A 22066-nucleotide genomic window follows, 5' to 3' on the forward strand; every position below is an offset into this window, starting at 1 on the left:
CACCTATTCAGAGCAATTCGGACATCTCACTCAATGCCGGTGCTTACATTCGGGTTGCGCTCCCGCGACACGGACGAGCATTCGAGGAGCACCGCGCACCGGGCGTGTCGGCGCCCGGGAACCACTGCTCACGGCGCCGCCGACGGCGTGGAACCGAGATCGGCGGCCGGCCTGATGACTTCAGTGGAGTCGTGCTTCCGGACGCGGCGCGGGCCGCCCGGACCCGCGCCGCCGTCGCTCAGTCTCGCTGACGACTCTTCCGTCCGGTGACCGCGTTGTAGATGACCAGCACGACGATCGCGCCGATGATCGAACCGATCCAGCCGGTCGGCTGGAAACCCCGGATCCCCACGGTGAGCAGGCCGAAGATCAGCCCGCCGACGACCGAACCGACGACGCCCAGCACGATCGTCATCAGCAGTCCGATGTCGTCCTTGCCCGGAACGACCGCCCGCGCGATGAACCCCGCGATCAGGCCGAAGACGATCCAGCCGAGGATGGTCCACACCATCGCTTCCTCCTTCTCTCGGTGCCCCTCCCGATCCAGGACCCTACTGGCCGTAAAGCACATGGCCGAACCGGAATGCTGCCGCGCCGGGTGAATCCGGCCCCGATCGGAGGTATCCCGCCTCCCTCGCCTGCGCACGCGAACAGGCCTGCGGACCGTTGACAAATTCCGTTGCCGATCCTGCAATGGCGGCATGAGCGAACCCTCGTCGCCCGAGCTGGACGCGACGCTGGCGGAGGTGGGGCCGCGGTTGCGCGCGCTGCGCAAGCGCGGCCGCCTGACCTTGGCCGCGCTGTCGGCGGCGACCGGCATTTCGGTGAGCACGTTGTCGCGCCTCGAATCCGGCAGCCGCCGCCCCAGCCTGGAGCTGCTGCTGCCACTGGCCAGGGCGCACCAGGTCCAGCTGGACGAACTGGTCGGCGCCCCCGCGACCGGGGATCCGCGGATCCACCCGAAGCCGGTCGTGCGACACGGCATGACCCACATTCCGCTGACCAGGCGCCCCGGCGGCGTGCAGGCGTTCAAGATGATCATCCCCGCCGGGCGCGGCGAACCGGATCCGCAGACGCACGAGGGCTACGAGTGGCTGTACGTCCTCAATGGACGGTTGCGCCTGGTGCTCGGCGAACGGGACATGACCTTGCAGGCGGGTGAGGCAGCGGAGTTCGACACCCGCCTCCCCCACTGGTTCGGCCCCGCCGAGGACCAGGGAACGGTCGAGCTGCCGGTCCTGTTCGGCCCCCAAGGCGAACGAATCCACACCCGAGCGAAACCCCCGCGATAACCGCGCCGACCACCCCGGGTGAATGCCTCCTTTGACCGACCCACCGGTTGAAGGGGCGCCATTCACTCCACCGGCATCATCAGGTGAACGTCCCCGTTGACCAGGAGCCACGGGGACGTTCACCTGCCGCGACAAAGAGGCTCAATGGGAGCCCGGGGTGTAGTGGCCGGGGACGTTGCGGCTGGTCACCGCGAAGCGGTTCCAGGCGTTGATCACCGTGATGGCCGCGATGAGATGTGCCAGTTCGGTCTCGTCGAACTGCGCGGCCGCCCGCTCGTACACGTCGTCGGGCACGAAGCCGTCGGTGAGCACGGTGACCGCCTCGGTGAGCTCGATCGCCGCGATCTCCTTCGCGGTGTAGAAGTGCCGCGATTCCTCCCACGCCGAGAGCTGCACGATGCGCTGCACCGACTCACCGGCGGCCAGCGCGTCCTTGCTGTGCATGTCCAGGCAGAACGCGCAGTGGTTGAGCTGCGAGGCGCGGATCTTCACCAGCTCCAGCAGGGCCGGGTCGAGGCCCTTTCGCGCCGCCGTGTCCAGCCGGACCATGCTCTTGTACACGTCCGGCGCGAGTTCGAGCAGGTTCAGCCGAGGGGTGTGTTCGGGTTCGTAGGCGGATTCGTTCGTCATGCCCGCAACGCTAGTTCCGCGCTGGACCGCCCACCTGGTCCACTTCCCATCCGATCAGCTGGTCCAGTCGCCGGTGCGCCGCCCGCGGCTTCACTCCTCGATGCTGAACGGGGTGCCGTAGACCGCCCAGTGCAGCGGCGGGCGCAGAGCGAGGTTGCCTTCGTCGAGGAATCGGCGCTGGGCGGTGTCGACTCGGCTGGTGTCGCTGTGCGCCTCTTCCTCGCGCATCGCCTCGACGCGGGCGTCCAGGAACGCGCTCAGGTAGGCCGTTTCGTCGCCGCCCTCCGACGGCGGGGCGGCGCGGTCCAGCGCGGCTCGGCGGATGCCGCCGAAGCTCGGCCAGTCCTGCCCGGGGCCGTGCATCACGATCGCGTCGTAGTAGACGAACTGGCCCAGTGCACCGAGGCCGTCGGCCTTGGCCTGGTCCACCGCGGGGTTGAAGTACACCCGGTCCCGTTCGGACTCCTGCGCCTGCTGGAAATCCGGGTCCTCGGCCGCTCGCGCCCAGGCGTCGGTGAATCCGGGATCGAGGCCCTCGTGCGAGTCGGTGCCGTTGACCTCGCGCAACGCGGGCAGATATCCGGCGAGCGGGTTGTCCGGCTTGCTCTGCGTGTAGGCCTCGACGAGTTCCAGCATGTCCCCGGTGCCGGAGCAGAAGCCGATGATGCCCGCCGTGTAGCCGCGCCCGTCACCGATGTCCTCGATGTAGCCGAACTGCGCGCGCCAGTCCAGCGAGGAGTTCTCCGCGCTGGAGACGAGTTGCATCGCGATGTCCTTGGTGTGCGGATCGGCGAGGTCCCCTTCGGCGGCGAACGGCGCGGCGATCGGCAGACCGGCCTGCGCGGCGGGCGGCGGAACCGGGGCGGCCGAGAGCGCCGGCAGTGCGGTGGTGCCGAGGGCACTCGCGGCGACACCGGTGACGAGCAGCAGCCGGAGAGCCCGGCGGGACGGCTGGTGCGACGAGGTGGACATGGCGCTGACTCCTCTAGCGACCCGGAACCGATCTCAGTGCGGCAACGGCGAGCAGCCAACCGCGCGGCACCGAGGACGTCAAGATCACCTGACGCGAACCGGCCCGCAACCGCCGGTAAAGCCACCGCCCGATCCCGGCGAGGCATTTGGAGCAAGCGTTCCGCCCCGCACCAGCTCAGCGGTACGCGGAACACGGAACTCCGACTCCCCCAGCACTCCCGATCGACCTCGTTTCCACGGCACAACTGGGAATTTTCCGCTGTTCCCACCGAAAGCCGTGCCGAACGACATCCACCGATTCGAAACCGATCACCCCGTTGCACGCCGCGTGCAAGGGCCTGCGCCAGGTCCCGAGGTGCCCGCCCGCAGTTGTTCGCCGAAATCTGGACGCCCGGAGCGCCTTCCCCTGCTCGCCATGCGCAAGCTCTCAGGCCGCCCCTGACGGCCGTCTTCCGAGGCGATCGCCACTTTTCGTCGTCCTTCCTGGTCACCGCTCCGTTGTTCGTGCAAAGATCCGCGTCGGTCTTTTGCAAGGAGCTGGCGATTGCGACGTGGTTGTAGATCCCTGGTGTTCGGGCTCGTGCTGGCGCTCGCGGGGTGCGGCTTCACCGGGGGCGGCGAGGACGCGGACACCTTGCGGGTGGCGGTGACGATCCCGCCGCGCGCGAACTGGTCCCCCGCCTCCGACGACGCGCTGCTGATGCAGCGGCTCGGCGTCACCGAGACGCTGGTCGACGGCGCCATGGACGGCACCGCCCAGCCCGGTCTCGCCGAGTCGTGGCAGCGGGTCACGCCGACCGAATGGCGGTTCACCCTCGCCGAAGGCGTGCGCTTCCAATCCGGTGAGCCGGTGACCGCGCAGGCCGCCGCCGAGTCCATCAACCGGGTCGTGCACGATCCCGCTCCGCCGCGCGCGTTGCGGGACACCATCAAGCAGGCCGACGCGCTGGACGACCGCACGCTCGCGGTACGCACCGCCGCCCCGGACGCGATCCTGCCGCAGCGGCTCAGCGCCGCGAACACGGCCGTGCTCGCGCCCGCCGCGATCCGCCCGGACGGGTCGGTCGACCCGGCGAGAGGTGCCGGCACCGGGCCGTTCCAGGTGACCGGAGCCGAGAGCGACCAGCGGGTGACGCTGCAACGGTTCGACGGCTACCGCGACGGCCCGGCGAAGGTGGCGCGGGCCGAGGTGCGGTTCGTGGAGGACGCGTCGGCGCGGGTGAACGGCCTGCGCAGCGGCGAGTTCGACCTGATCGACAAGGTCCCGGTGTCCCAGCTCGCCGAGGTGCGCGGGGATTCCGAGCTGCGCGTGGACGCGGTGAACCTGCCGCGCACGACGGCGCTGCACCTCAACACGGCAGGCGGCCCGTTCGCCGATCCGCGGCTGCGGTCGGCCGCGCGGGCGGCCATCGACCGCGCCGGCCTGGTCAGCGGTGTGCTGCAAGGCGAGGGGGTGGCCGCGAGCCGCTACTTCGGTCCCGCCGTGCCGTGGAGCGAACAGCATCCGCCGACCGCGCCCGATCCGGTGGCGGCGCACCGGGAGGTCGCCGAGATCACCGGCGGGAAACCCGTTCCGATCACCATCGGCACCTACCCGGACCGTCCGGAGCTGCCCGCGCTGACCACCGTCGTCGCCGACGAACTCGGGCGGGCCGGTTTCACCGTCCGCATCGTGCAGGAACCGGCGGGCAGCATCGAGCCGCGCATCCTGTCCGGTGAGCTCGACGCCGCCGTGTACTCGCGCAACCAGCTCGTTGACGTCCCGGACGCGGCCGCACACCTGACCAGCGACTTCAGCTGCCGGGGCGGGTTCAACCTGGACCACTTCTGCGCGCCCGAACTGGACTCGCTGCTCGCGCAGCTGCCCGAGATCAGTGACCCCGCCCGGCGCACGGCGGTGTTCCGCCGCGCCGACGACCTGCTCGCCGAGCGGATCGCGGGCATTCCGCTGGTGCACGAGCAGCAGCGCTTCGCCTACCGGGAGGCGGTGAGCGGGGTGCCCGCGGACCCGCTGGAACGGGATTTCCTCACCAAGGAGGTCGCGCCGCGATGAGCACGATCATCGACTACTGGAACGATCGCGCCCGCCGCGGCTACGACCAGCAGCCCGGTCAGGACCCGGCGCGGGACCTGTGGGCCAAGCGCATCGGCCCGCTCGTGGCGGACGCGGTCGGCCCGGGAGCTCGGGTGCTGGATTCGGGCTGTGGCACGGGATTCCTCGCCCGCATCCTCGCCGCGGAGGGACACCTCGTCACCGGGCAGGACGCCTCGCCGGGAATGCTGGCGGTCGCGGCGGAACGCGGCAGCGCCGAAGGCCTCGACGTCCGGTGGCTGACCGGGGTGGCCGACGAGCCGCCCGCCGGCCCGTTCGACGTGGTGGTGACGCGCAACGTGCTGTGGACGCTGCCCGACGCGCAGCGCGCGGTGGACTCGTGGGCGGAAGTCCTGCGGCCGGGCGGGCTGCTGGTGGTCAGCGACGGCAGGTGGAACGCGGCCGACGTCGGGGACAGCGCGACCGAACAGCGGTTCGGAGCGTCCTATTCGGACGCCGCGCCGACCCTGCCGATGGGTTTCGACTTCGCGGGCTGCGCCGCGCTCGTCGGCCGGGCCGGGTTCGTCGACCGCACCGATCGCACGGCGTTGTTCGACACCGCGCCTTACCCGAGCGCGCCCGGCTTCTTCCTGCTGTCCGCGCGCTCCCCCTGGCGGTGACGGGCGGGCGCGGCCTGCTCCTGCGGCTGGGCGTGGCGCCGGTGGTGGCCGCGCTGATCGTGCTGATCGCGGTGTTGCTGCCGGAGCTGACCGGCGTGGACGCGGCCCGCACCGTGCTCGCCACCCGCTACGCGGAGGCCGACCCGGATCCGGCGCTGCTGGCTGGGATTCGCGCCGACCTCGGCCTGGATCTGCCGCTGCCGCAACGGGTTCTGCAACGGCTCGGTTCGATGCTCAGCGGCGACCTCGGGTCGTCCTGGGTGTCCGGGGCGCCGGTGGCGGCGGTCATCGGTCCCGCCGTGCAGGTGTCACTGGGCATCATGCTCGGCGCGGCGGTGCTGTCGTTCCTCGTCGGTTACCTCGCGGGCCTGCTCGCGGCACGGCGTCCCGGTTCGGTCACCGATCGGGCGCTGACCGGACTGGTGCGGGTGTTCTCGGCGCTCCCGGAGTTCGCGCTGGCCCCGATCCTGGTGCTGGTGTTCGCGGTCGGGCTGCAAGCACTGCCGAGTTCGGGTTGGCGCGGCCCGGAGTACTCGGTGCTGCCGCTGCTGTCGCTGGTGCCGTCGCTGGCGGTGCCGATCGCGGCGGTGACCCGCGAACAGGTGGTGGCGTTGCGGCGGGAGAACTTCGTGCTGGCGGCGCACGCTCGGGGACTGGGCGCGCTGCGGATCTGGGGCGTGCACCTGTCGCGGCCCGCGCTGCCTGCCGCGCTGTCGCTGGTGACCTACAACGCGGCCGGTGCCGTCTCGGGCACCACCGCGATCGAGGTGGTCTTCGACATTCCGGGCTTGGGCAGCACCGTCGTGGAGGCGGTGCGCGCGCAGGACGTGCCGGTCGTGCAGGCCGGTCTGGTGGTGGCCGCGCTCGCGGCGTTGTGCGTGGGCGCGGTGGGCGATCTGCTCGGGCTCGCCGCCGAGCCCCGCACCCGGCGGGAGGTGCCCCGATGAGGCCGCACCGCATCGGGGCGCTGGTCGCGGCGGGACTGTTCCTGCTGGTGCTCGTCATCGGCGCGACCGGGGATCCGCTGGCCACGAACATGGGCGCCGTGCTGCGGGCACCGTCGGCGGCGCATCCGCTGGGGACCGACGAGCTGGGCCGGGACGTGCTGGCGCGGCTGGCGCACGGCGCGGTGGTCACGCTCGGCACCGCGGGCACCGCGCTCGCCGCCGCCGTGCTGCTGGGGTTGCTCGCGGGGTGCGCGACGGGCTGGAGCTCCTCGCCGGTGGCGGCGCTGGTGCGGGCCGGGGTGGACGTGGCCACGGCGCTGCCGCCGCTGATCGTGGCCCTGGTGACGGCGCTGATCGCGGGACCGAGCACCACGGCGCTGCTGCTGGCGCTGGCCGGAGTGGGCTGGCTGCCGTTCGCCCGGCAGGCCGACGCGATGACCGCGCAGCTGCGGACCCGGAACTGGGTGCTCGCACACCGGGCGCTCGGTGCGAGCCTGCCGCGGATCTGGCGCGACTCGCTGCTGCCGTTCCTGGCGCCCGCGACCGGTGCGCTCGCCACCGTCCGGTTGCCCGCCTTGGTGAACACGGTGGCGGCACTGGGCTTTCTGGGCCTGGGACCGCCACCGCCGCAGCCGGAGTGGGGCGCGATGATCGCGGAGTCGGTGGATCACCTCGGCACCGCGCCATGGCTGCTGGCGGCTCCGGTGCTGGCGCTGGTGGCGGTGCAGACGATCGTCAGCGCGTGCTTCGACCGCACCCGGGAGTGATCATTTGCCCTGGAACCGGGGTGTGCGCTGCTCCACCCGAGCCTTGCTCGCCTCGGCGGCGTCCTCGCTGGACCAGCAGGCCGCGTAAGCCGATTCGATCTCGTCGCCCCGCTCGTCGTCGGAGTCGATGGAGTTCAACGCCAGCTTCGAGTAGCGCAGCGACAGCGGTGCGAGTTCGCCGATCTCCCGCGCCCACGCCACGGCCGCTTCGTGGTCGCCGAGCCGGTCCACCATCCCGCGCCGGTGCGCCACCTCGGCCGCCAGCCGGTCTCCGGCGAGCAGCAGGGAGCGGGCCGCACCGCCACCGGCCAGCAGCGACAGGCGCCGCACCGTCCACGGGTCGACGGCCAGCCCGTTGCGGGCCGTGGGCACCGCGAAGTACGCCTCCGGCGCCGCGATCCGCAGGTCGGCGGCCAGCGCGAGTTGTGCGCCCGCCCCGACCGCGGGTCCGTTGACCGCGGCGAGCACCGGCACCGGGACGGTGAGCACGGTCTGCAGCGCGTCGTAGAGCCCGTCCCGGAATTCGTCGCCGTACACACCGTCCAGGTCCGCGCCCGCGCAGAACGTGCTGCCCGCGCCGGTGATCACCAGCGCTCGCGCGCCCTGCTCCACCAGCGCGAGCACGGCGTCGCGCAGCCCGTCGCAGTGCTCCAGGTCGAGGGCGTTGCGCCGCTCGTGCCGGTCGAGCGTGATCAGTCCGATCGGCCCGTCCCACCCGGTGGTGATCATCGCTGCGCCTCCAGTGCCGCACCGGCCGGGCCGGTGATCTCGTCGCTTCGCCACCGCCGCCGGTGGCATCGGCCAGTGCACCATCGTCCGAGTGCGCGCGGGAGCCCACCCGCCACAGATCACATGCCCGAACTCGCTCGGCCGAATCGGTGATAGCCGGTTGAGCCGAACGTGCAAACGGGAACCGCTCGATCATGTTCGACTCCTTTCCGTTCGACCGCAATCGACTCGAAACGATCCGATAACCCGCGTCGAGAAACCCGTTATGGGCATGAGCAGTTCATGGAGAATCACCGTCCACATCGAACTCGGTCCACTATGAACACATTTTTCGATTCGTTATCGAAATCGATCCGATCGACGATTCTAGAACCGGATACCCGAATGGAGTCGGCCGCGCGGGAAATATCCGATTTCACTGACTTCGGTGTCGCGGGCTGCTCATACTTCTCGCCGTGACGACACTTTCACCGGAGCAGATCGCACAGCACGCCTACGACGCAGGCTTCCGCGGCGAAGACCTGTCCACCGCGGTGGCGGTGGCGGTGGCCGAGTCCAGCGGGAACACGGAAGCGCACAACGGTGCGGGGCTGGACGACTCGTACGGCCTCTGGCAGATCAACATGCTCGGCGACATGGGACCCGCCCGCCGCGAGGAATACGGCATCGATTCCAACGAGGAACTGCTCGACCCGGCGACGAACGCCGAAGCGGCGTACAAGATCCACCAAGGTCGCGGCGATTTCAGCGACTGGTCGACCTACAACGACGACAGCTACAAGAAGCACCTCGACGAAGCCCGAAAAGCCGCCGCCCAGGTCGAGGGCGGCGGGGACCCGGGCACCGAACAACCCTCCGGCCCACCGGGAGGAACCAACGAGCAGCCGCCCGGGAACGACAACGGCTCGGAGAACGGCTTCACCGTGGAAACCGATCTCCTCACCGACTACGCCGAAGCGGTGGAGGGGATCGCCGAAGAGCTGGGGAACATCGGCAAGCGAGCGCTCGACTCGATCACCGGACTCACGCCGAACAGCTTCGGCGAGGTCGGCGCGGAGACCGGCTTCGCCGCCGCGCTGGCCGATCTCGGCAAGAGCCTCGACAAGCAGGTCGCCGCGGTCGGCGAGAGCGCCCGCTCGCTCGGTGCGGCCGCGGCGGAGACCGCCAAGACGTACCTCCAGGCGGACGACGACTCGATCAAGGCACTCGAACAGGTCCTGAAGAGCTGACACTGGGGAGGAACAGGTGGATGTGGCAGCGATCGCCACGAAGTTCGTCGGCGAGCTCACCGCGCACCAAGGCAAGTTGGAAGGCGACGCCGGCGGCGTGCAGGACGCGCAAGGCGCGTTGGAGCGGGCCGCCGAGGGGGTCCGGTAGCAGAGCGACGCCCAGCGCGAAGCGGCCGAGACACTGCTGAGCGGCTGGCAGAGCAAGGCCAACGACGGGTTCAAGCAGCTGGTGGAGAAGCTCACCGCCGACCTCGCGACCACCGCCGAGGCGAGCACGGAGGCCGCGAAGATCGCCGGCGAGGTGTCCAAGGCGCTCGGCGGCAGGCACGACGCCGTCGGCGGTCTCATCGGCGACTTCATCGAGAAGTCCACGCAGTTGCTGGGCGCCGGGCTCGCCGCGGCGGGCCTCAACGCGCCCGGTGGCCTGATGCAGGCCGCCGCGCAGCTCAGCGACCTGGCGGGCGGTTTCATCAAGGATTCCGGCGGCGAGCTCAAGGAAGCCCGAACCGAGATGGAGCAGGCCGCGCAGAAGCTGCGCGAGTTGCAGCAGAAGCTCGACGGCGACGGCATCGCCGATCCGGAGAAGGGCGAGGAAGCCGGCCCGCCCGCCGAAGACCAGGGCGACGGCGCGAAGGACGAGCCGGAGGACGGCAAACCGGGTTCCAAGGTCGAGGACATCTCGCCAAGGCCCGCGAGAACCTGGGGTTCGTGGAAGGCCCGAACGACGCGAACGAGTGGGGGCCGGTCGGCCGGCCGTGGTGCTCCTACTTCGCCACCGCCATGTGGCAAGACGCCGGAGTGGACATCGGGAAGCTCGGATACAGCGGCGACGTCTACAAATGGGGCCAGGAACGCGGCACCGCCTACGACCAGGGCGCCATTGCCGAGAGCGCGAAACCGGGCGACGCGCTGCTGTTCGGCACCGGTCCGGATGGGATGCAGAGCACCCACATCGGAATCATCGAAAAGGTCGAGGACAACAAGATCACGACCATCGAAGGAAATTCCAGCGACAAGGTGCAGCGGGTGACCTACACGCTGCCCGATGACCTGGGCCGGTTCTACGGAGGGGTGCATCCGCACTGACCACCACCGGACGTGCGGAACGGGACGGCGTGCTCGTGGAAGTCGCTCCCGGCGGAGCGTTGCGCTCCCTGGTGCTGGAGCCGGGCGCGTTGCGCGGCGGCGGCGCCCGGTTGGCGAGCACGATCACGGCCCTGGTGCGGGCGGCGAACGTCGAAGCCACCCGCGCGGCAGCCCGCGACCCCCGGCTCGCCGGGCTGAGCGCGGCGGATCGGGCGGCGCTGGGCCTGGAACCGGGTGAGGCGGCGCAGGCCGCTCGCGGCGACGAGGACCGGAGGCGGTGATGGGCGACGGACGCAGCGTCAAGACTCTGATCGCCATCGCCGAGAGCCTGCCCACGAACCGGGGACTCGCCGCGGGCATGGCCGAGATCCGCGGCAGCGCGAGCGGCGAGGGCATCTCGTTGTCGGTGGATCTCAACGGCCTGCTCACCGAGCTCACCGTGTCGGAGCAGGCGATCGCGCTGGGACCGCAGCGACTGGCGGCCGAGATCACGCGGCTGAGCTCCGAGGCCTGCGCCGCGTCGACGCGACGCGGCCTGGTCGCACTGGAATGGGGCTGCGGCCCCGACGTGGCGGCGGCGATCGACGAGCGCATCGCACCGGCCGAGGACGCGAGCACTCGGGTGCGCGCCCGAGCTTCGGACGAGGAGGACTTCGCCGAGGACGAACCGCTGGAGTCCTGGACGTCCCGTCGCCCGTCGTGGGGGCGGTGAGCACAACCGCACCCGGTACGGTTCGGGAGTGCGAGTTGAGGTGCTCTCCGATCATCCGCGGTCCGCCGCCCGCCGTACCGAGCAGGCCGCCGAGCAGCGGCGCAGCCAGTACGAGCAGGCGGTGGCGCAGGTGCGGGCGCGCAACGCCGCGCGGCGCTGGTGGGAGTTCTGGAAGCTACTCCCGCAATGGCTGGAGACGCGGAGGCTGCGGGAGCAGCGCCCGGTCGACCAGGACCAGGTGCGGCACCGGTTGGCCCAGCAAGAAGCCGGTATCGAGGCCGAGGACGCGATGGCCTCGGCGCTCGACCGGCTCTCCGACGACTGGACGCTGTTCCGCGGCTACCGCAACGGGCGCGGCGAGGTCGATCACCTGGTGGTCGGCCCCGGCGGCGTCTGGGCGATCGAGGTGAAGAACCATCCGGGCCGGGTGCACGTGGACGGGGACTCCTGGCGTTCCGAGGTGTTCGACCGCTACGGCAACCGCGTCGAGAAGCGCACTCTCACCGACCGCAGCGGACGCAGCTGGGGCCGCCAGGTCACCGACGTGTCCAAAGCCCTCGCCGACTTCCTGCAGAAGCGCGGCCGCCAAGCGCTGGTGCGGTCGGTGGTCGTCATCGTCAATCCCAAGGCCCAGCTCGGCACCGTGCGCCGCCCCGGCCTGGCGCTGGTCAGCGTCAGCCCCGACGAGGTGGTGCGCACCCTGCGCCAAGCCCCGCCGACGCTGGGTCCCGCCAGCGCCGACGAGGTCGCACGGCTGGTGCGCCGCGATCACGCCTTCCACGAAAAGCGACGCGCCCAGCGCAACAACTGACGCGGGCTCAGCCGCGTCGCGGTGCGGGTAGCGATGAGACCCGGTGCAGCGCCCACTCCAGCGGGCCGCGTCCGAGCAGCGCGCGCCACAGGGTGGCGAACACCAGCGTGCCGAGGGCCAACACCAGGAACGACACGTACGAGTTCGGCGGCTTCACCGCGGCCAGCACCAGGATGTGCCCCGCGTACGAGGTGAGCGCGAGCGCCCCGACCGAAGCGATCGGCAGCAACAGCGCGCCGAAGCGTTCGGCGAGCAGGCACAGTCCGATCACCAGCATGGCCGCACCGGTCGCTCCGAAGATCTCGAACGGGGTGCCGCTGTGCGCCCCCGCCGACAGCAACATCACCGGGTCGCTCGTGGGCACCGTGCCGAAGCCGTTGCTCAGCAGCGCGTCCACCAGTTCCGGCGGAACCGCGTCACCGAACAGGCTCAGCACGCGGTCCCGGCCGCCGAACACGTTCATCGCCAGCCACGAGATGCCGTAGCCGGCCAGTGCGAGCCCGGCCCCGATCAGCACGAGCCTGCCGCGCACCGCTCGCAGGTCGAGCCTGCCCAGCGCCATTCCCACCAGCATGAACGGCATCCAGGTCAGCACCGGATAGGCGCCGGTGAGCAGGATGTGCTGGAACGCGGTGCCGACTCCTTCCAGCGACGTGAACATCTCGAAGCGCGCCACGGCGCCGATCTCGGACGGCGCTTCCATGTTCGACCGGAGGAAGAACGACACCAGCGGAGCGACGACGGCGAGCACCGCGGCCGACACCGCGAGCGCCGTGGAGCGCAACCGCAGCAGCGGGATCGACAGCAGGAACAGCACGCCGTAGGAAGTCAGGATCACCATGACCGGTGCCCCCACCGCGGTCAGCGCGAGCCCGAGCACGAACACCACCACCGCCCGCACCGCGATCCGCAGCGCCGCCGCTCGCCGCCTGCGCCCGATCACCGGCGTGGCGCCACCGCTGAGCAGCGCGAGGGACAGGCCCGCCAGCACCGCGAACAGTGCGGCCGAGCGCCCTCCGGTGAGCGTGGCGAGCCAGCCTTGGGGCGGGCCGATGTGCGAGGCGAACATGCCGAGCACTGCCAGCCCGCGCGCCACGTCCACGCCGATCAGCCGCGCGGTCGTCGCGGGGATTCTTTCCGTTGTGTCGTCCGATGAAATCGGGGGCGTAGTCGTATTCGTAGTCACCCGGCCATCCTCGCGGGACGATCTTGCTAGGAGATCCGTCTTCGAGGTCCGCGCGTCTACGACTTTCGGACACGTTGCCCGCCTGCCACTAACCTGATCAGCTTATCGACGGGCTTCGCCGGACCGGCTCAGGTCGCTGTTCTCTTCGCCCGGTCCGGCTGGTCCGCGAAGCGACCACCTCAGCGGATGATCCTGCCGACCGCCGCTCGGTAGGCGATCCGATCCGGGGGCAGATCCGGGGGCGCGTCCGGACGCCATTCCGACGCCGTCACCAGGCCGGGCGGAACGAGTTCCAGTCCGTCCAGCAACGCCTCGATCTGCTTCGGCGAGCGCCAGCGGCTGGGCGGATTCACGTTCGCGTACACCTCGTCGATGCGGTCGGAGGTCTCCTGCGGCAAACCCGCGGCCGTCGCGTGCGAGAGGGCCACGTAGCTGCCGGGGGCGAGGGCCGCGCGATACCGGTCCATGATCGCGACCGCTTCCTCGTCGTCCTGGACGAAGTTCAGCACCGACACCATCAGCAGCCCGGTCGACCGAGCGATGTCCAGCAGCCCGGTCGTCTCCGCGCCCTCGATCACGGACCGCACGTCCCGGAAGTCGGCTCCGATGATGTCGGCCTGCTTGACATCGCCGAGCAGCTGCTTGCCGTGCGCGACCGACACGGGGTCGGTATCGACGTAGACCACCCGGACCTCCGAGGCGAGCGTGTCCGCGATCTCGTGCACGCTACCGACGATGGGCACCCTCGAACCGAGGTCGAGGAACTGTTCGATGCCCTGCTCGACCAGATACCGCACGGCCCTGCCGAGGAAACCCCGGCTCGCCCGGATCGAGTACTCCACGTCGGGCATCGCCTCGACGATCTTCTGGACGGCTTCCCGATCGATCTCGAAGTTCGCCGACCCGCCCAGGAAGTAGTCGTACATGCGGGCCGAGTTGGCGCGCCGCACGTCGATGTCCTCGGGTCGCTCGCCATGCGGCCGCGTCATGGCCCACCTCCGACTCACCGGTGCATCACTTCAAGCTACTGCACCGGCACCGTCCGTGACGGTCGGCCATTTCCCGCAGGTCAGCCGCCGAACACCGGCAGGTCGGCGAGCACCGTCCTGATCCGCTCGGGCACGCGCGCCGGACGCCGCGTCTCCCGGTCGACGTACACGTGCACGAACCGGCCCAGGGAGGCCGGTTCGGCGGCACCGTTGCCGAACACGGCGAGCCGGTACACCACACTGGAATTGCCCACCCGCTCCAAGCCCACACCCACTTCGACGTCATCCGGAAAACCGAGTTCGGCGAGGTACCGGCAGTTCGTCTCCACGACCAGCCCGATCTCGGGCATTTCCCGGATGTCGGCGCCGGTGGCGCGCATCAGCCAGCCGTTGACGGCCGTGTCGAACCAGGAGTAGTGCACGACGTTGTTGATGTGCCCGTAGACGTCGTTGTCCGCCCAGCGCGTGGTGATCGGCCAGAGCACGGTGAAATCCTCGCGGGCGGGCAGGCTTTCGGCAGGTTCGACCATGTCGCCGACCCTAGTTGTCCGTCGCCCCCGCCTCCGCGTCGAGATCCTCGGCGATGGCGGCGAGGGACGCGAGGATGTGCTCCTCGACGGCGGGTTTGCGCAGGCCGAGCCCGGCGAGCACGCCACCGCCGTTCTCCTGTTCCAGCAGCGCCAGCAGGATGTGCTCGGTGCCGACGTAGTTGTGCTCCAGACGCAGCGCCTCGCGGAAGGTCAGTTCCAGCGCCTTCTTCGCGTCCCCGTCGAACGGGATCAGGTCGGGCACCTCGTCTGCGCCGGCGGGCAGCGGCGCGGTGGCCGCTCGCCGCACGGCCTCCGGCGTGATGCCGAGCGCGGTGATCGCCTGCATGGCCGGACCTCCCGGCGCGACGAGCAGCCCGAGCAGCAGGTGCTCCGGCCGGATCTCGGTGTTGCCCGCCGCGCGGGCCTCGTTCTGCGCGGACAGCACGACGTTGCGGGCACGGGGCGTGAACCGGCTGAATCCCTGCTCGGGGTCGAGGTCCGGCGATCCGCCCTTCGGCAGGAACCGCTTCTGCGCCGCCTGTTTCGTGACGCCCATGCCGGCGCCGATCTCCTTCCACGACGCTCCGGAGCGGCGGGCCTGGTCGACGAAGTGGCCGATGAGGTGGTCGGAGACTTCGCCGAGGTGGTCGGCCGCGATGACGGCGGCGGAGAGCCGGTCGAGCGCGCCGGAATGCACGTTCGTGATGGCTTCGATGAGGTCGTCGAGCCGGACGGGGTTCGCTAGCTGCAATGGCTCGTTCATGCGTCAACCATAGGTTGACGCATTTCCAATCGTCAACCCTGAGTTGACCCCGGTGGTTCGGTCACCCGCTGGGCCGCGAGGACCGCGGCCCGCCGAATCCCCGCGGCGTCGCGCCCGCGAGCCCCGCCGTCGATCTTGCCTACGGCCAGCGCCGACAACGCCATCGACCGCGCGATGCCGAGCAGCACGATGAGCAGATCCGCCGGATGCCAGGACGGGTCGACATGACCATCGGCCTGCCCCTGCCGGATCGCGTCGATCTTCGGGCGCAGCGCGGTGAGCCGCAGGTCGTCCGAGGCGAGCCGATCGGGTTCGGCCAGATCGATCCACGCCTGCAGCCGGGCGGTCTGCGGGTTGCCCAGGTAGTCGTCGAACAACCTGCCCACGTAGCCGGGCAGGTCGTCGCCGCGCACCGCGGTCCGCTCACCGACGTCGACGGCCCATTGCCGCACGACCTCCTCGAACAAGGCCTGCTTGCTGGGGAAATAGGCGTAGAGCCGGTCCTTGCTGGCACGCGCCTCGGCCGCGATCCGGTTGATCCGGGCACCGGCGACCCCGTGCTCGGCGAACTCGGCGGTGGCGGCGGCGAGGATCCGCTCCTTCGTCGCGTGTCCGGCTGCGCGCATCGGGCGAGAGTACCTTGCCGAACCATTCGGTTCGGGAGTACGGTCGGCCGCCGAACCGGCTGGTTCGGCAACGTTGCCCGCCCGGCGAGCTTCCGCCGGACGGCGAGGATCAGGAGTTGACGTGGATCTCGATCAAGCCCGCGCCCGGTTCGCCGCACTGCGCGATCAGGACGGCGGCGTCTCCCCCGACGAACTCGACGAGATCTGGGCCGCGCTGCCCGCCGTGGCCGCCGCCGACGTCCTCGGCGCCTGGCGGGGCGCCGACTTCGCCACCGGACACCGCCTCGGCGAGCAGCTCATCGCCGCCCGCTGGCACGGCAAGACCTTCCACTCGGTGCTCGACGCGAAACCGCTGATCTGCCGGGACTCCGCAGGCGAACTGTTCTCCAACGTCGAGCTCGGCGGGGGCGGCGAGGCGACGCTGTGGAACGTCGAGTTCCGCGGCGAGGTGACCGCGACGATGGTCTACGACAGCCGTCCCGTGTTCGACCACTTCAAGCAGGTCGGCCCGAACACCCTGGTGGGGATCATGAACGGCCGCCCCGAACAGGTCCTCGACAACGGCCGCTTCTACTACTTCCTGCTCGAACGCGACTGACGCCGGAACCCGGAAACCGGGTCACCGCAGGAGATTCCGGTTCGTCCAGTAGATCGAGGGGTTCATGGAGATCACCGCGGCCGTCGCGCCGGAACCGGGTGGCGGGTTCGTCCTGGAGACCGTCGAACTCGACGAACCGCGCGCGGACGAGATCCTGGTGCGCGTCACCGCCGCCGGGCTGTGCCACACCGACCTGGTCGCGAAGGACGACCCGCGCAGGCGGGAACCGATCGTGCTGGGCCACGAGGGCACCGGCGTGGTCGAACGAGCCGGTGCCGCGGTGACCGGGATCGAGCCGGGCGACCGGGTGGCGCTGAGCTACCGCAGCTGCGGGCGATGCCTGCCGTGCCTGGCGGGCGACCGGGCGTACTGCGAGCGGGCGCGGCGGCTCAACGGCGCGGGCAGGCGCCCCGACGGTTCGCCGACGCTGACGTGGCGGGGTGCGCCCCTGGCGGGCTCGTTCTTCGGCCAGTCCTGCTTCGCCACGCATGCGCTGGCCACCGCCGACAACGCGGTGGTGATCGGCGAGCACGTGGACCCGCTCATCGCCGCACCGCTGGGCTGCGGATTCCAGACCGGGGCCGGCGCGGTGCTCAACGTGCTGCGACCGGGGGCCGAATCGAGACTGGCGATCTTCGGCGCGGGCGGTGTCGGGCTGGCGGCGCTGCTGGCGGCCAAGTCGGCGGGAGTGCGCACGTTGATCGCCGTCGACGTGCAGCCACGACGGCGAGAACTCGCGCTGCGGCTGGGCGCGACCGACGCGCTGGATCCGGCGGCGGGCGATGTCGTCGCGGCGATCGCCGAGCGCACCGGTGGCGGCGCGACGCACGCGCTGGAGGCGACCGGCCACGCCACCGTGCTGGCTCAAGCCGTGGCCGCGCTGGGCGCCACCGGCGTGGTCGCCGTGGTCGGGCTCGGCGCGGCGGAGGCTCCGCTGAACCTGCGGGATCTGCTGTACCGCGGGAAAACGATCCGAGGCTGCATCGAGGGCGACGCGGTACCGCAACGCTTCATCCCGGAACTCCTCGAACTGCACGCCGCCGGCCGATTCCCCGCGCGGGAACTCGTCACGCGGTACCGCTTCGCCGACATCAACGCGGCCGTCACCGACCAGCTCAACGGCGACACCCTCAAACCGGTCCTCACCTGGTAGCGGTTCACCGCGGAACCCGCGCGGAATGATTTCCACCGCACCTCAACGGAATTCATCCCGTCCGCATCGGAACTTCCGGCCACCGGGCCTTGATCGGGACCAGCGCCGCTGGTTTTCTTGGTCGCGTCCCCGAACGCCGACAGGAGGCCCCGTGCGCCTTTACGCGCAGACACCGGCGCGGGCCGGTGCTCAAGTGCTGCACGACCTCATCGCGCTCGGCTGGTGTGCGCTGTGGGCGTGGCTGGCTCGCCGGGCGTATCTCGCCTTGCTCGAATGGCGGGCTCCGGGACTGCGGATGATCGACGCCGGGCGGGATCTCGACCGCACTTTGGGCGACGCCGCGCACACCGCGAGCCGGGTTCCGCTGGTCGGCGAGGACCTCGCCGGAGCCCTCGACCGGGGAACCGCAGCCGGCGGCATGCTCACTGAAGCCGGACGCACCCAGGTCGACGCCGTGAGCTCGGGGGCGCTCGCGGCCGCCGCGCTGGTGGCCCTGCTCGCGCTGATCCCGCTGGTGCTGTGCTGGCTGCTGCCCCGGATCAGGTACGCCCGCGCCGCCTCGACCGCGCTGGACCTGCGCGCCACCGCACCGGATCTCCTCGCGCTGCGCGCACTGTCCACTGTGCCCTATCGGGAACTCCGCGCGGTGCACGAGAATCCGGCCGCCGCCTGGCGGCTGGGGTCCGATGAGGTCATCAACGACTTGGCCGGACTGCACCTCGCCCGTCTAGGACTCCGCCCGGCCGAACGGACCGGCCGCCGTGTCCGCTAGCGACGCGGTTCCGACCGCAGGACAACGGGAATCTTGCACCGCGAGTCCTGTCCCTCCCCCGTCGAGCCCAAGCCGCACCCCCACTCGGCGGCCCCGGTGGCCGGTTGCATCGGGCTGTAGTGTGGAAAGCGGTTGAGCCCACAGCCGCGAACAGACTTTCCGTGCCGAGGGTGTGCGCTCGCCGTGACGTCGTTGTGCTTCTCGCCGCCGTCCGGAGCCCGCCCTCGGCGACCACGAGGAGACGGCCATGACTGCGACTCCCGCTTGGACGACCAACGGAACACCGGTCCAGGACGTCCCCGGGGACGTCCGCCCGCTGCTCGACATTCCGGCACCCGCACGGGGAAATCGGCCGCCGCACCGGACGACCGGCCACGGCGGAACGCTCGACCTCCGCCTCGACCGCCCCACTTCGGACACGACCGTCCTGGCGGTGCGCGGCGACGTGGACACCAGCACCGTGCGGCGGCTGCGCGAGTTGCTGTGGCACCGGCTAGCGTCGTGCACCGGCACCGTCGTGCTCGATCTCTCGGCGATGACCTTCGTCAACACCAGCGGCCTGCACCTGCTGGAGCAGTGCCAGCGGCGAGCCGAGGAGCACGACATCTCGTTCCGCGTGGTCCGCGACGACCGCGGCCTGCTCGCACGACTGCTCGATCTGGCCGACGCGCACGTGCGGTTCCTGGTGCACCCCGACCTGAACGACGCGCTCGCCCCCCGCTGACGAGCGGCCGCGGCGGATCAGTTGTGTTCGTCCCAGTCGATGCCGATGGGGCCGTCGGACACGAGCAGGAACTCGCAGCCGTGCACGGGATCCGCCTCTTCCGGGCCGTAGACGTGTCCCGCCTGCACGGCGCGGACCGAGTTCGCGTTGACCCAGCCCTCATCGCCGAAGCGCAGCGCGCCCTTGACCATGTGGTACGTGGTGTTGAACGGGTGGCTGTGGGCGGGAGCCGAGTAGCCCGGCGGGAACCAGGCGTAGAAAACGTTCGGCGCGAGGATCTTCACTTGCGCTGCGTGCTCACCACCGGGCAGGTGCGGATCTTCGAACGGAACCCACGGTTCCTCGTCGAGGACTTTCGCCCATACGGCAGGAGCGGCGTTGTCGATGCTCATCGGTGGTAGATCTCCAGTCCGGGATGCCACAACGGCACGTGCTGTGCCGGACAGTGTGCCCCTAATGGGAAGTGGAGATCCATCGACCCCTGGCAACTTTTCCGGAATATACCGCGGGTTTTATGCCTTCGCGGATACGCGCCGGTAACCCATCGCAAGGCCGCGCAAGAAGAGCACCCTCGAACGAGTGACGACCGCCGGAACCGGGTTTGCTGACAGTATCCGCCGCGCCGGTTCACCGGTGGCCGCCGGGAACGACGGCCACCGGTGCGGATCAGCGGCTGAGGCTGCCGCGCAGGTTCGCGGTGTAGCGCTCCCCCGCCGTCGAACCGGGCGGGAACATCTCGGACAGCTCGGCGACCAGCTCCGCGGGCAGCTCCAGCCGCGTCGCTTCCAGGTTCGCGTCCAGGTTGGCCGCCCGCCGAGTGCCGGGGATCGGCACGATGTCCTCGCCCTGAGCCAGCAACCAGCCCAACGCGAGCGCGGCGGGTGTGGTCCCCAGCTGCTCGGCCCGTTCCCGCAGCCGATCGACGCGGGTCAGGTTCCGCCGCAACGCGTCCTCGGAAAACCGCGGATACCGCGCCTGCCTGCCCTCCAGGTTCTCCACGTCCGAGGCGCTGCGGATCGACCCGCCGAGCACGCCGCGCCCCAGCGGCGAGTACGCCACCACGCCGACGCCGAGTTCCCTGGCGGCGGGCAGCAGTTCCGCCTCCAGGTCGCGGGTGAACAGCGAGTACTCCTCCTGCGTCACCGCGATCGGATGCACCGCGTGCGCGCGCCGCAGCGTCTCGGCCGACACCTCGGACAACCCGATGTGCCGCGCCTTGCCCTGCTCCACGATCTCCGCGAGCGCGCCCACGCTGTCCTCGATCGGCGTCGACGGATCCACCCGGTGCAAGTAGTACACGTCGACGTGATCGGTCTTGAGCCGCTTCAAGCTGGAGTTGATCGCCTCGCGAATCCGCTCCGGATGCCCCAGTCCTTCGCCGCCGCCCGCACCGGTCTTGGTGGCCAGCACGACCCGCTCCCGCAGCCCACCGGCGAGCGCCTCGCCGAGCAACGTCTCGTTGTGCCCGTTGCCGTACACGTCGGCGGTGTCGATGAGCTCGACGCCCGCGTCGACGAGGTGCCTGATCAGCTGCCGCGACTCGCCGTCATCGGCCGCGCCGTACACCCCGGACAGCCCCATCGCGCCGTAACCGAGCGCGCTCACCGCGGGACCATCGGCACCGAGCCGGTGCCGCGGGATGTCGTCTCGCCGAGTCAAAGCCATCAGCTCGTGACCTTCCTTGTCGCTGTTCCCGCACGCGTCACGCGCGGACCCTCACCGGCAACAACGACCGACCGTCCACCGCGCTTCCCGCTCGCCGGAAGTTCGCGGACTCCGGACGGGCGCGGCACGGGGCGCCGGACGGTCAGCTGTGCCAGTTGCGGTAGAGGCGGACGGCGTTGCGCAGGGCCATCGTCACGGTCATCGGGCCGATGCGCGGCACGAACACCCCGGCGGCGTCCACGATGTCGTCGTCGTAGTTCTTCAGCGTGGAGAAATTGATGCAGGTCGCGCCCGGCTTGATCTCGGCGGCGCGCACCAGCGGGAACTCCCGCGACGGCACGCCGGTGACGACCACGTCGGCCTCGGCCAGCGCCGTGGCGCGGTCGAGGGACGTGGGGCGCACCTCGTAGGAACCCTTGCCCTGCGAGGGCACGTAGGCGAGCGGGCCGTCGACGTCGAAGGAGGTGACCTCGGCGCCGTCGTTGGCCATCATCGCCGCCAGCGGCTGACCGACGATCTCGCTGCGGTTGAACACGCACGCCTTCAACCCGGCCAGCGGTTCCGCCGCACCGATCTCGCTGACCCCGGCCTGCTCGATGAGCTTGAGCACCGCCAGCGGCGTGCACGGCAGCACGGCGCGCTTGGTGTGCTCGGTGTCGATGTAGCGGCGGTTCTCGTAGAGGCAGCGGCTCCAGAACGAGTGCAGGCCCTCGACGTCCTTGCGCGGGTCGACGAGTTCCCGCAGCCAGCGGTCCTGCGCGAGGCCCATGATCGGGTAGTACAGGAAGATCCCGTGCACGCTCGGGTCGCTGCCCGCTTCGTGCACCGCGCGTTCGACCTCGCCGGCGGGCAGCACTCGCTGGTCGAAGCGGATCCCGACCTTCTCGCACCCGCGCCGGGTGTATTCGGCGTAGGTCTGGGTGGGGCCGTCGCCTTCGACGCGGAAGCCGGTCAGCGTCAGCGGTTCCGGCAGCGCGGCCACCTCGGCGCGGATCTCCGCGCGGAAGTCGTCGGCGAGGGCACTGGGATCGAGCAGTCGAGCGGACACGGGTAGTTCTCTAGCACAGCGACCGACCTCCGGCGACGCCGCCCCACACCGCCGCGCAACGCCCTGACCAGGTGATCGGGCGATCCGAGACCACTGAGGACCGCCGCCGTCGAGCACCGGTGTGG

At 70.7% G+C, this 22066-nt stretch carries 27 protein-coding genes; 15 read left to right on the top strand and 12 right to left on the bottom strand.

From position 1 onward, the window contains the following. Positions 1–238: 238 nt before the first annotated feature. Positions 239–511, bottom strand: a complete 273-nt coding sequence (locus tag H2Q94_RS19950; protein WP_243788725.1) for a GlsB/YeaQ/YmgE family stress response membrane protein — start codon at positions 509–511, stop codon at positions 239–241. A 190-nt stretch (positions 512–701) separates the two neighbouring features. Here H2Q94_RS19950 and H2Q94_RS19955 point away from each other — a divergent pair, with 190 nt between their 5' ends. Then, complete coding sequence (locus H2Q94_RS19955) at positions 702–1292, top strand: helix-turn-helix domain-containing protein (protein WP_243788726.1); 591 nt, start codon at positions 702–704, stop codon at positions 1290–1292. Positions 1293–1433: 141 nt separating this feature from the next. On the opposite strand, the gene H2Q94_RS19960 is transcribed toward H2Q94_RS19955, so the two are convergent. Together H2Q94_RS19960 and H2Q94_RS19965 are read right to left on the bottom strand one after the other, a co-directional pair. Further along, on the bottom strand, positions 1434–1922 hold the full coding sequence (locus H2Q94_RS19960) for a carboxymuconolactone decarboxylase family protein (RefSeq protein ID WP_243788727.1): 489 nt from the start codon (positions 1920–1922) through the stop codon (positions 1434–1436). 90 nt (positions 1923–2012) lie between these two features. Next, a complete protein-coding gene (locus tag H2Q94_RS19965) occupies positions 2013–2894 on the bottom strand; it encodes a chitosanase (protein ID WP_243788728.1) in 882 nt (293 codons plus the stop codon). A gap of 544 nt (positions 2895–3438) precedes the next feature. Here H2Q94_RS19965 and H2Q94_RS19970 point away from each other — a divergent pair. From H2Q94_RS19970 to H2Q94_RS19985, 4 genes are read left to right on the top strand one after another with little or no spacing between them, the layout of a single operon-like run. Then, a complete protein-coding gene (locus H2Q94_RS19970; RefSeq protein WP_243788729.1) occupies positions 3439–4947 on the top strand; it encodes an ABC transporter substrate-binding protein in 1509 nt (502 codons plus the stop codon). Then, positions 4944–5606: a class I SAM-dependent methyltransferase gene (locus tag H2Q94_RS19975; protein WP_243788730.1), complete on the top strand. Its 663-nt coding sequence runs from the start codon at positions 4944–4946 to the stop codon at positions 5604–5606. Before H2Q94_RS19970 ends, H2Q94_RS19975 begins: the two co-directional genes overlap by 4 nt. Next, positions 5603–6553, top strand: a complete 951-nt coding sequence (locus H2Q94_RS19980) for an ABC transporter permease (RefSeq protein ID WP_243788731.1) — start codon at positions 5603–5605, stop codon at positions 6551–6553. The genes H2Q94_RS19975 and H2Q94_RS19980 overlap by 4 nt, the downstream gene beginning before the upstream one ends. Then, positions 6550–7320 (top strand): ABC transporter permease, encoded by a 771-nt coding sequence (locus tag H2Q94_RS19985; RefSeq protein ID WP_243788732.1) that lies wholly within the window; start codon positions 6550–6552, stop codon positions 7318–7320. Before H2Q94_RS19980 ends, H2Q94_RS19985 begins: the two co-directional genes overlap by 4 nt. Here H2Q94_RS19985 and H2Q94_RS19990 read toward each other — a convergent pair whose 3' ends face one another. After that, on the bottom strand, positions 7321–8049 hold the full coding sequence (locus H2Q94_RS19990) for an enoyl-CoA hydratase (protein ID WP_243788733.1): 729 nt from the start codon (positions 8047–8049) through the stop codon (positions 7321–7323). It abuts the gene before it with no gap. A gap of 455 nt (positions 8050–8504) precedes the next feature. Between H2Q94_RS19990 and H2Q94_RS19995 the strand changes: the two genes are divergently transcribed. The 6 genes from H2Q94_RS19995 to H2Q94_RS20015 all read left to right on the top strand — a co-directional run bounded on the left by H2Q94_RS19995 (position 8505) and on the right by H2Q94_RS20015 (position 11887). After that, on the top strand, positions 8505–9278 hold the full coding sequence (locus H2Q94_RS19995; RefSeq protein WP_243788734.1) for a transglycosylase SLT domain-containing protein: 774 nt from the start codon (positions 8505–8507) through the stop codon (positions 9276–9278). A 16-nt stretch (positions 9279–9294) separates the two neighbouring features. Beyond that, positions 9295–9426 carry a hypothetical protein gene (locus H2Q94_RS30540; RefSeq protein ID WP_258718616.1) on the top strand — a complete coding sequence of 44 codons (132 nt, stop codon included), beginning with the start codon at positions 9295–9297 and terminating at the stop codon, positions 9424–9426. Positions 9427–9986: 560 nt separating this feature from the next. Continuing rightward, positions 9987–10364 (top strand): CHAP domain-containing protein, encoded by a 378-nt coding sequence (locus tag H2Q94_RS20000; protein WP_243788735.1) that lies wholly within the window; start codon positions 9987–9989, stop codon positions 10362–10364. A gap of 29 nt (positions 10365–10393) precedes the next feature. Further along, the gene (locus tag H2Q94_RS20005) at positions 10394–10645 is read left to right on the top strand and encodes a YbaB/EbfC family DNA-binding protein (protein WP_243788736.1); all 252 of its coding nucleotides are present in this window, start codon (positions 10394–10396) and stop codon (positions 10643–10645) included. Next, complete coding sequence (locus H2Q94_RS20010) at positions 10645–11076, top strand: hypothetical protein (protein ID WP_243788737.1); 432 nt, start codon at positions 10645–10647, stop codon at positions 11074–11076. Before H2Q94_RS20005 ends, H2Q94_RS20010 begins: the two co-directional genes overlap by 1 nt. 28 nt (positions 11077–11104) lie before the next feature. Further along, a complete protein-coding gene (locus H2Q94_RS20015) occupies positions 11105–11887 on the top strand; it encodes a nuclease-related domain-containing protein (RefSeq protein WP_243788738.1) in 783 nt (260 codons plus the stop codon). Positions 11888–11894: 7 nt separating this feature from the next. Here the strand turns inward: H2Q94_RS20015 and H2Q94_RS20020 are convergent, their stop codons facing one another. The 5 genes from H2Q94_RS20020 to H2Q94_RS20040 all read right to left on the bottom strand — a co-directional run bounded on the left by H2Q94_RS20020 (position 11895) and on the right by H2Q94_RS20040 (position 15981). After that, positions 11895–12989 carry a DUF418 domain-containing protein gene (locus H2Q94_RS20020; RefSeq protein WP_243788739.1) on the bottom strand — a complete coding sequence of 365 codons (1095 nt, stop codon included), beginning with the start codon at positions 12987–12989 and terminating at the stop codon, positions 11895–11897. Positions 12990–13252: 263 nt separating this feature from the next. Continuing rightward, a complete protein-coding gene (locus H2Q94_RS20025; RefSeq protein WP_243788740.1) occupies positions 13253–14062 on the bottom strand; it encodes an SAM-dependent methyltransferase in 810 nt (269 codons plus the stop codon). 80 nt (positions 14063–14142) lie between these two features. Next, entirely contained in the window at positions 14143–14592 is a 450-nt protein-coding gene (locus tag H2Q94_RS20030; protein ID WP_243788741.1) for an acyl-CoA thioesterase, read from the bottom strand. 10 nt (positions 14593–14602) lie between these two features. Next, entirely contained in the window at positions 14603–15355 is a 753-nt protein-coding gene (locus H2Q94_RS20035; RefSeq protein ID WP_243788742.1) for a Clp protease N-terminal domain-containing protein, read from the bottom strand. Between the two features lie 32 nt (positions 15356–15387). Further along, positions 15388–15981: a TetR/AcrR family transcriptional regulator gene (locus H2Q94_RS20040; protein ID WP_243788743.1), complete on the bottom strand. Its 594-nt coding sequence runs from the start codon at positions 15979–15981 to the stop codon at positions 15388–15390. 121 nt (positions 15982–16102) lie between these two features. On the opposite strand from H2Q94_RS20040, the gene H2Q94_RS20045 reads away from it, so the two are divergent. The 4 genes from H2Q94_RS20045 (at position 16103) to H2Q94_RS20060 (ending at position 19228) form a co-directional block, all read left to right on the top strand. After that, positions 16103–16579, top strand: a complete 477-nt coding sequence (locus tag H2Q94_RS20045) for a DUF4334 domain-containing protein (protein WP_243788744.1) — start codon at positions 16103–16105, stop codon at positions 16577–16579. A gap of 64 nt (positions 16580–16643) precedes the next feature. After that, a complete protein-coding gene (locus H2Q94_RS20050; RefSeq protein WP_243788745.1) occupies positions 16644–17732 on the top strand; it encodes an NAD(P)-dependent alcohol dehydrogenase in 1089 nt (362 codons plus the stop codon). A gap of 151 nt (positions 17733–17883) precedes the next feature. Next, entirely contained in the window at positions 17884–18504 is a 621-nt protein-coding gene (locus tag H2Q94_RS20055; protein ID WP_243788746.1) for a hypothetical protein, read from the top strand. Positions 18505–18751: 247 nt separating this feature from the next. Continuing rightward, positions 18752–19228 carry an STAS domain-containing protein gene (locus H2Q94_RS20060; protein ID WP_243788747.1) on the top strand — a complete coding sequence of 159 codons (477 nt, stop codon included), beginning with the start codon at positions 18752–18754 and terminating at the stop codon, positions 19226–19228. A 17-nt stretch (positions 19229–19245) separates the two neighbouring features. Here H2Q94_RS20060 and H2Q94_RS20065 read toward each other — a convergent pair whose 3' ends face one another. The 3 genes from H2Q94_RS20065 to H2Q94_RS20075 all read right to left on the bottom strand — a co-directional run bounded on the left by H2Q94_RS20065 (position 19246) and on the right by H2Q94_RS20075 (position 21941). Next, on the bottom strand, positions 19246–19620 hold the full coding sequence (locus tag H2Q94_RS20065; RefSeq protein WP_243788748.1) for a cupin domain-containing protein: 375 nt from the start codon (positions 19618–19620) through the stop codon (positions 19246–19248). A gap of 274 nt (positions 19621–19894) precedes the next feature. After that, positions 19895–20893, bottom strand: a complete 999-nt coding sequence (locus H2Q94_RS20070) for an aldo/keto reductase (protein ID WP_243788749.1) — start codon at positions 20891–20893, stop codon at positions 19895–19897. Between the two features lie 142 nt (positions 20894–21035). Next, entirely contained in the window at positions 21036–21941 is a 906-nt protein-coding gene (locus H2Q94_RS20075) for a bifunctional methylenetetrahydrofolate dehydrogenase/methenyltetrahydrofolate cyclohydrolase (protein ID WP_243788750.1), read from the bottom strand. Positions 21942–22066: the final 125 nt, after the last annotated feature.

This window comes from Saccharopolyspora gloriosae (genome assembly GCF_022828475.1).
GTDB lineage: Bacteria > Actinomycetota > Actinomycetes > Mycobacteriales > Pseudonocardiaceae > Saccharopolyspora_C > Saccharopolyspora_C gloriosae_A.

Coding starts and splice junctions, on each gene's coding strand:
- H2Q94_RS19985 (WP_243788732.1), top strand. CDS start 6,550: ATGAGGCCGCACCGCATCGGGGCGCTGGTCGCGGCGGGACTGTTCCTG.
- H2Q94_RS19955 (WP_243788726.1), top strand. CDS start 702: ATGAGCGAACCCTCGTCGCCCGAGCTGGACGCGACGCTGGCGGAGGTG.
- H2Q94_RS19990 (WP_243788733.1), bottom strand. CDS start 8,049: ATGATCACCACCGGGTGGGACGGGCCGATCGGACTGATCACGCTCGAC.
- H2Q94_RS20030 (WP_243788741.1), bottom strand. CDS start 14,592: ATGGTCGAACCTGCCGAAAGCCTGCCCGCCCGCGAGGATTTCACCGTG.
- H2Q94_RS20070 (WP_243788749.1), bottom strand. CDS start 20,893: ATGGCTTTGACTCGGCGAGACGACATCCCGCGGCACCGGCTCGGTGCC.
- H2Q94_RS20025 (WP_243788740.1), bottom strand. CDS start 14,062: ATGACGCGGCCGCATGGCGAGCGACCCGAGGACATCGACGTGCGGCGC.
- H2Q94_RS20035 (WP_243788742.1), bottom strand. CDS start 15,355: ATGAACGAGCCATTGCAGCTAGCGAACCCCGTCCGGCTCGACGACCTC.
- H2Q94_RS20050 (WP_243788745.1), top strand. CDS start 16,644: ATGGAGATCACCGCGGCCGTCGCGCCGGAACCGGGTGGCGGGTTCGTC.
- H2Q94_RS19960 (WP_243788727.1), bottom strand. CDS start 1,922: ATGACGAACGAATCCGCCTACGAACCCGAACACACCCCTCGGCTGAAC.
- H2Q94_RS19965 (WP_243788728.1), bottom strand. CDS start 2,894: ATGTCCACCTCGTCGCACCAGCCGTCCCGCCGGGCTCTCCGGCTGCTG.
- H2Q94_RS19975 (WP_243788730.1), top strand. CDS start 4,944: ATGAGCACGATCATCGACTACTGGAACGATCGCGCCCGCCGCGGCTAC.
- H2Q94_RS20040 (WP_243788743.1), bottom strand. CDS start 15,981: ATGCGCGCAGCCGGACACGCGACGAAGGAGCGGATCCTCGCCGCCGCC.
- H2Q94_RS20060 (WP_243788747.1), top strand. CDS start 18,752: ATGACTGCGACTCCCGCTTGGACGACCAACGGAACACCGGTCCAGGAC.
- H2Q94_RS20065 (WP_243788748.1), bottom strand. CDS start 19,620: ATGAGCATCGACAACGCCGCTCCTGCCGTATGGGCGAAAGTCCTCGAC.
- H2Q94_RS19950 (WP_243788725.1), bottom strand. CDS start 511: ATGGTGTGGACCATCCTCGGCTGGATCGTCTTCGGCCTGATCGCGGGG.
- H2Q94_RS20010 (WP_243788737.1), top strand. CDS start 10,645: ATGGGCGACGGACGCAGCGTCAAGACTCTGATCGCCATCGCCGAGAGC.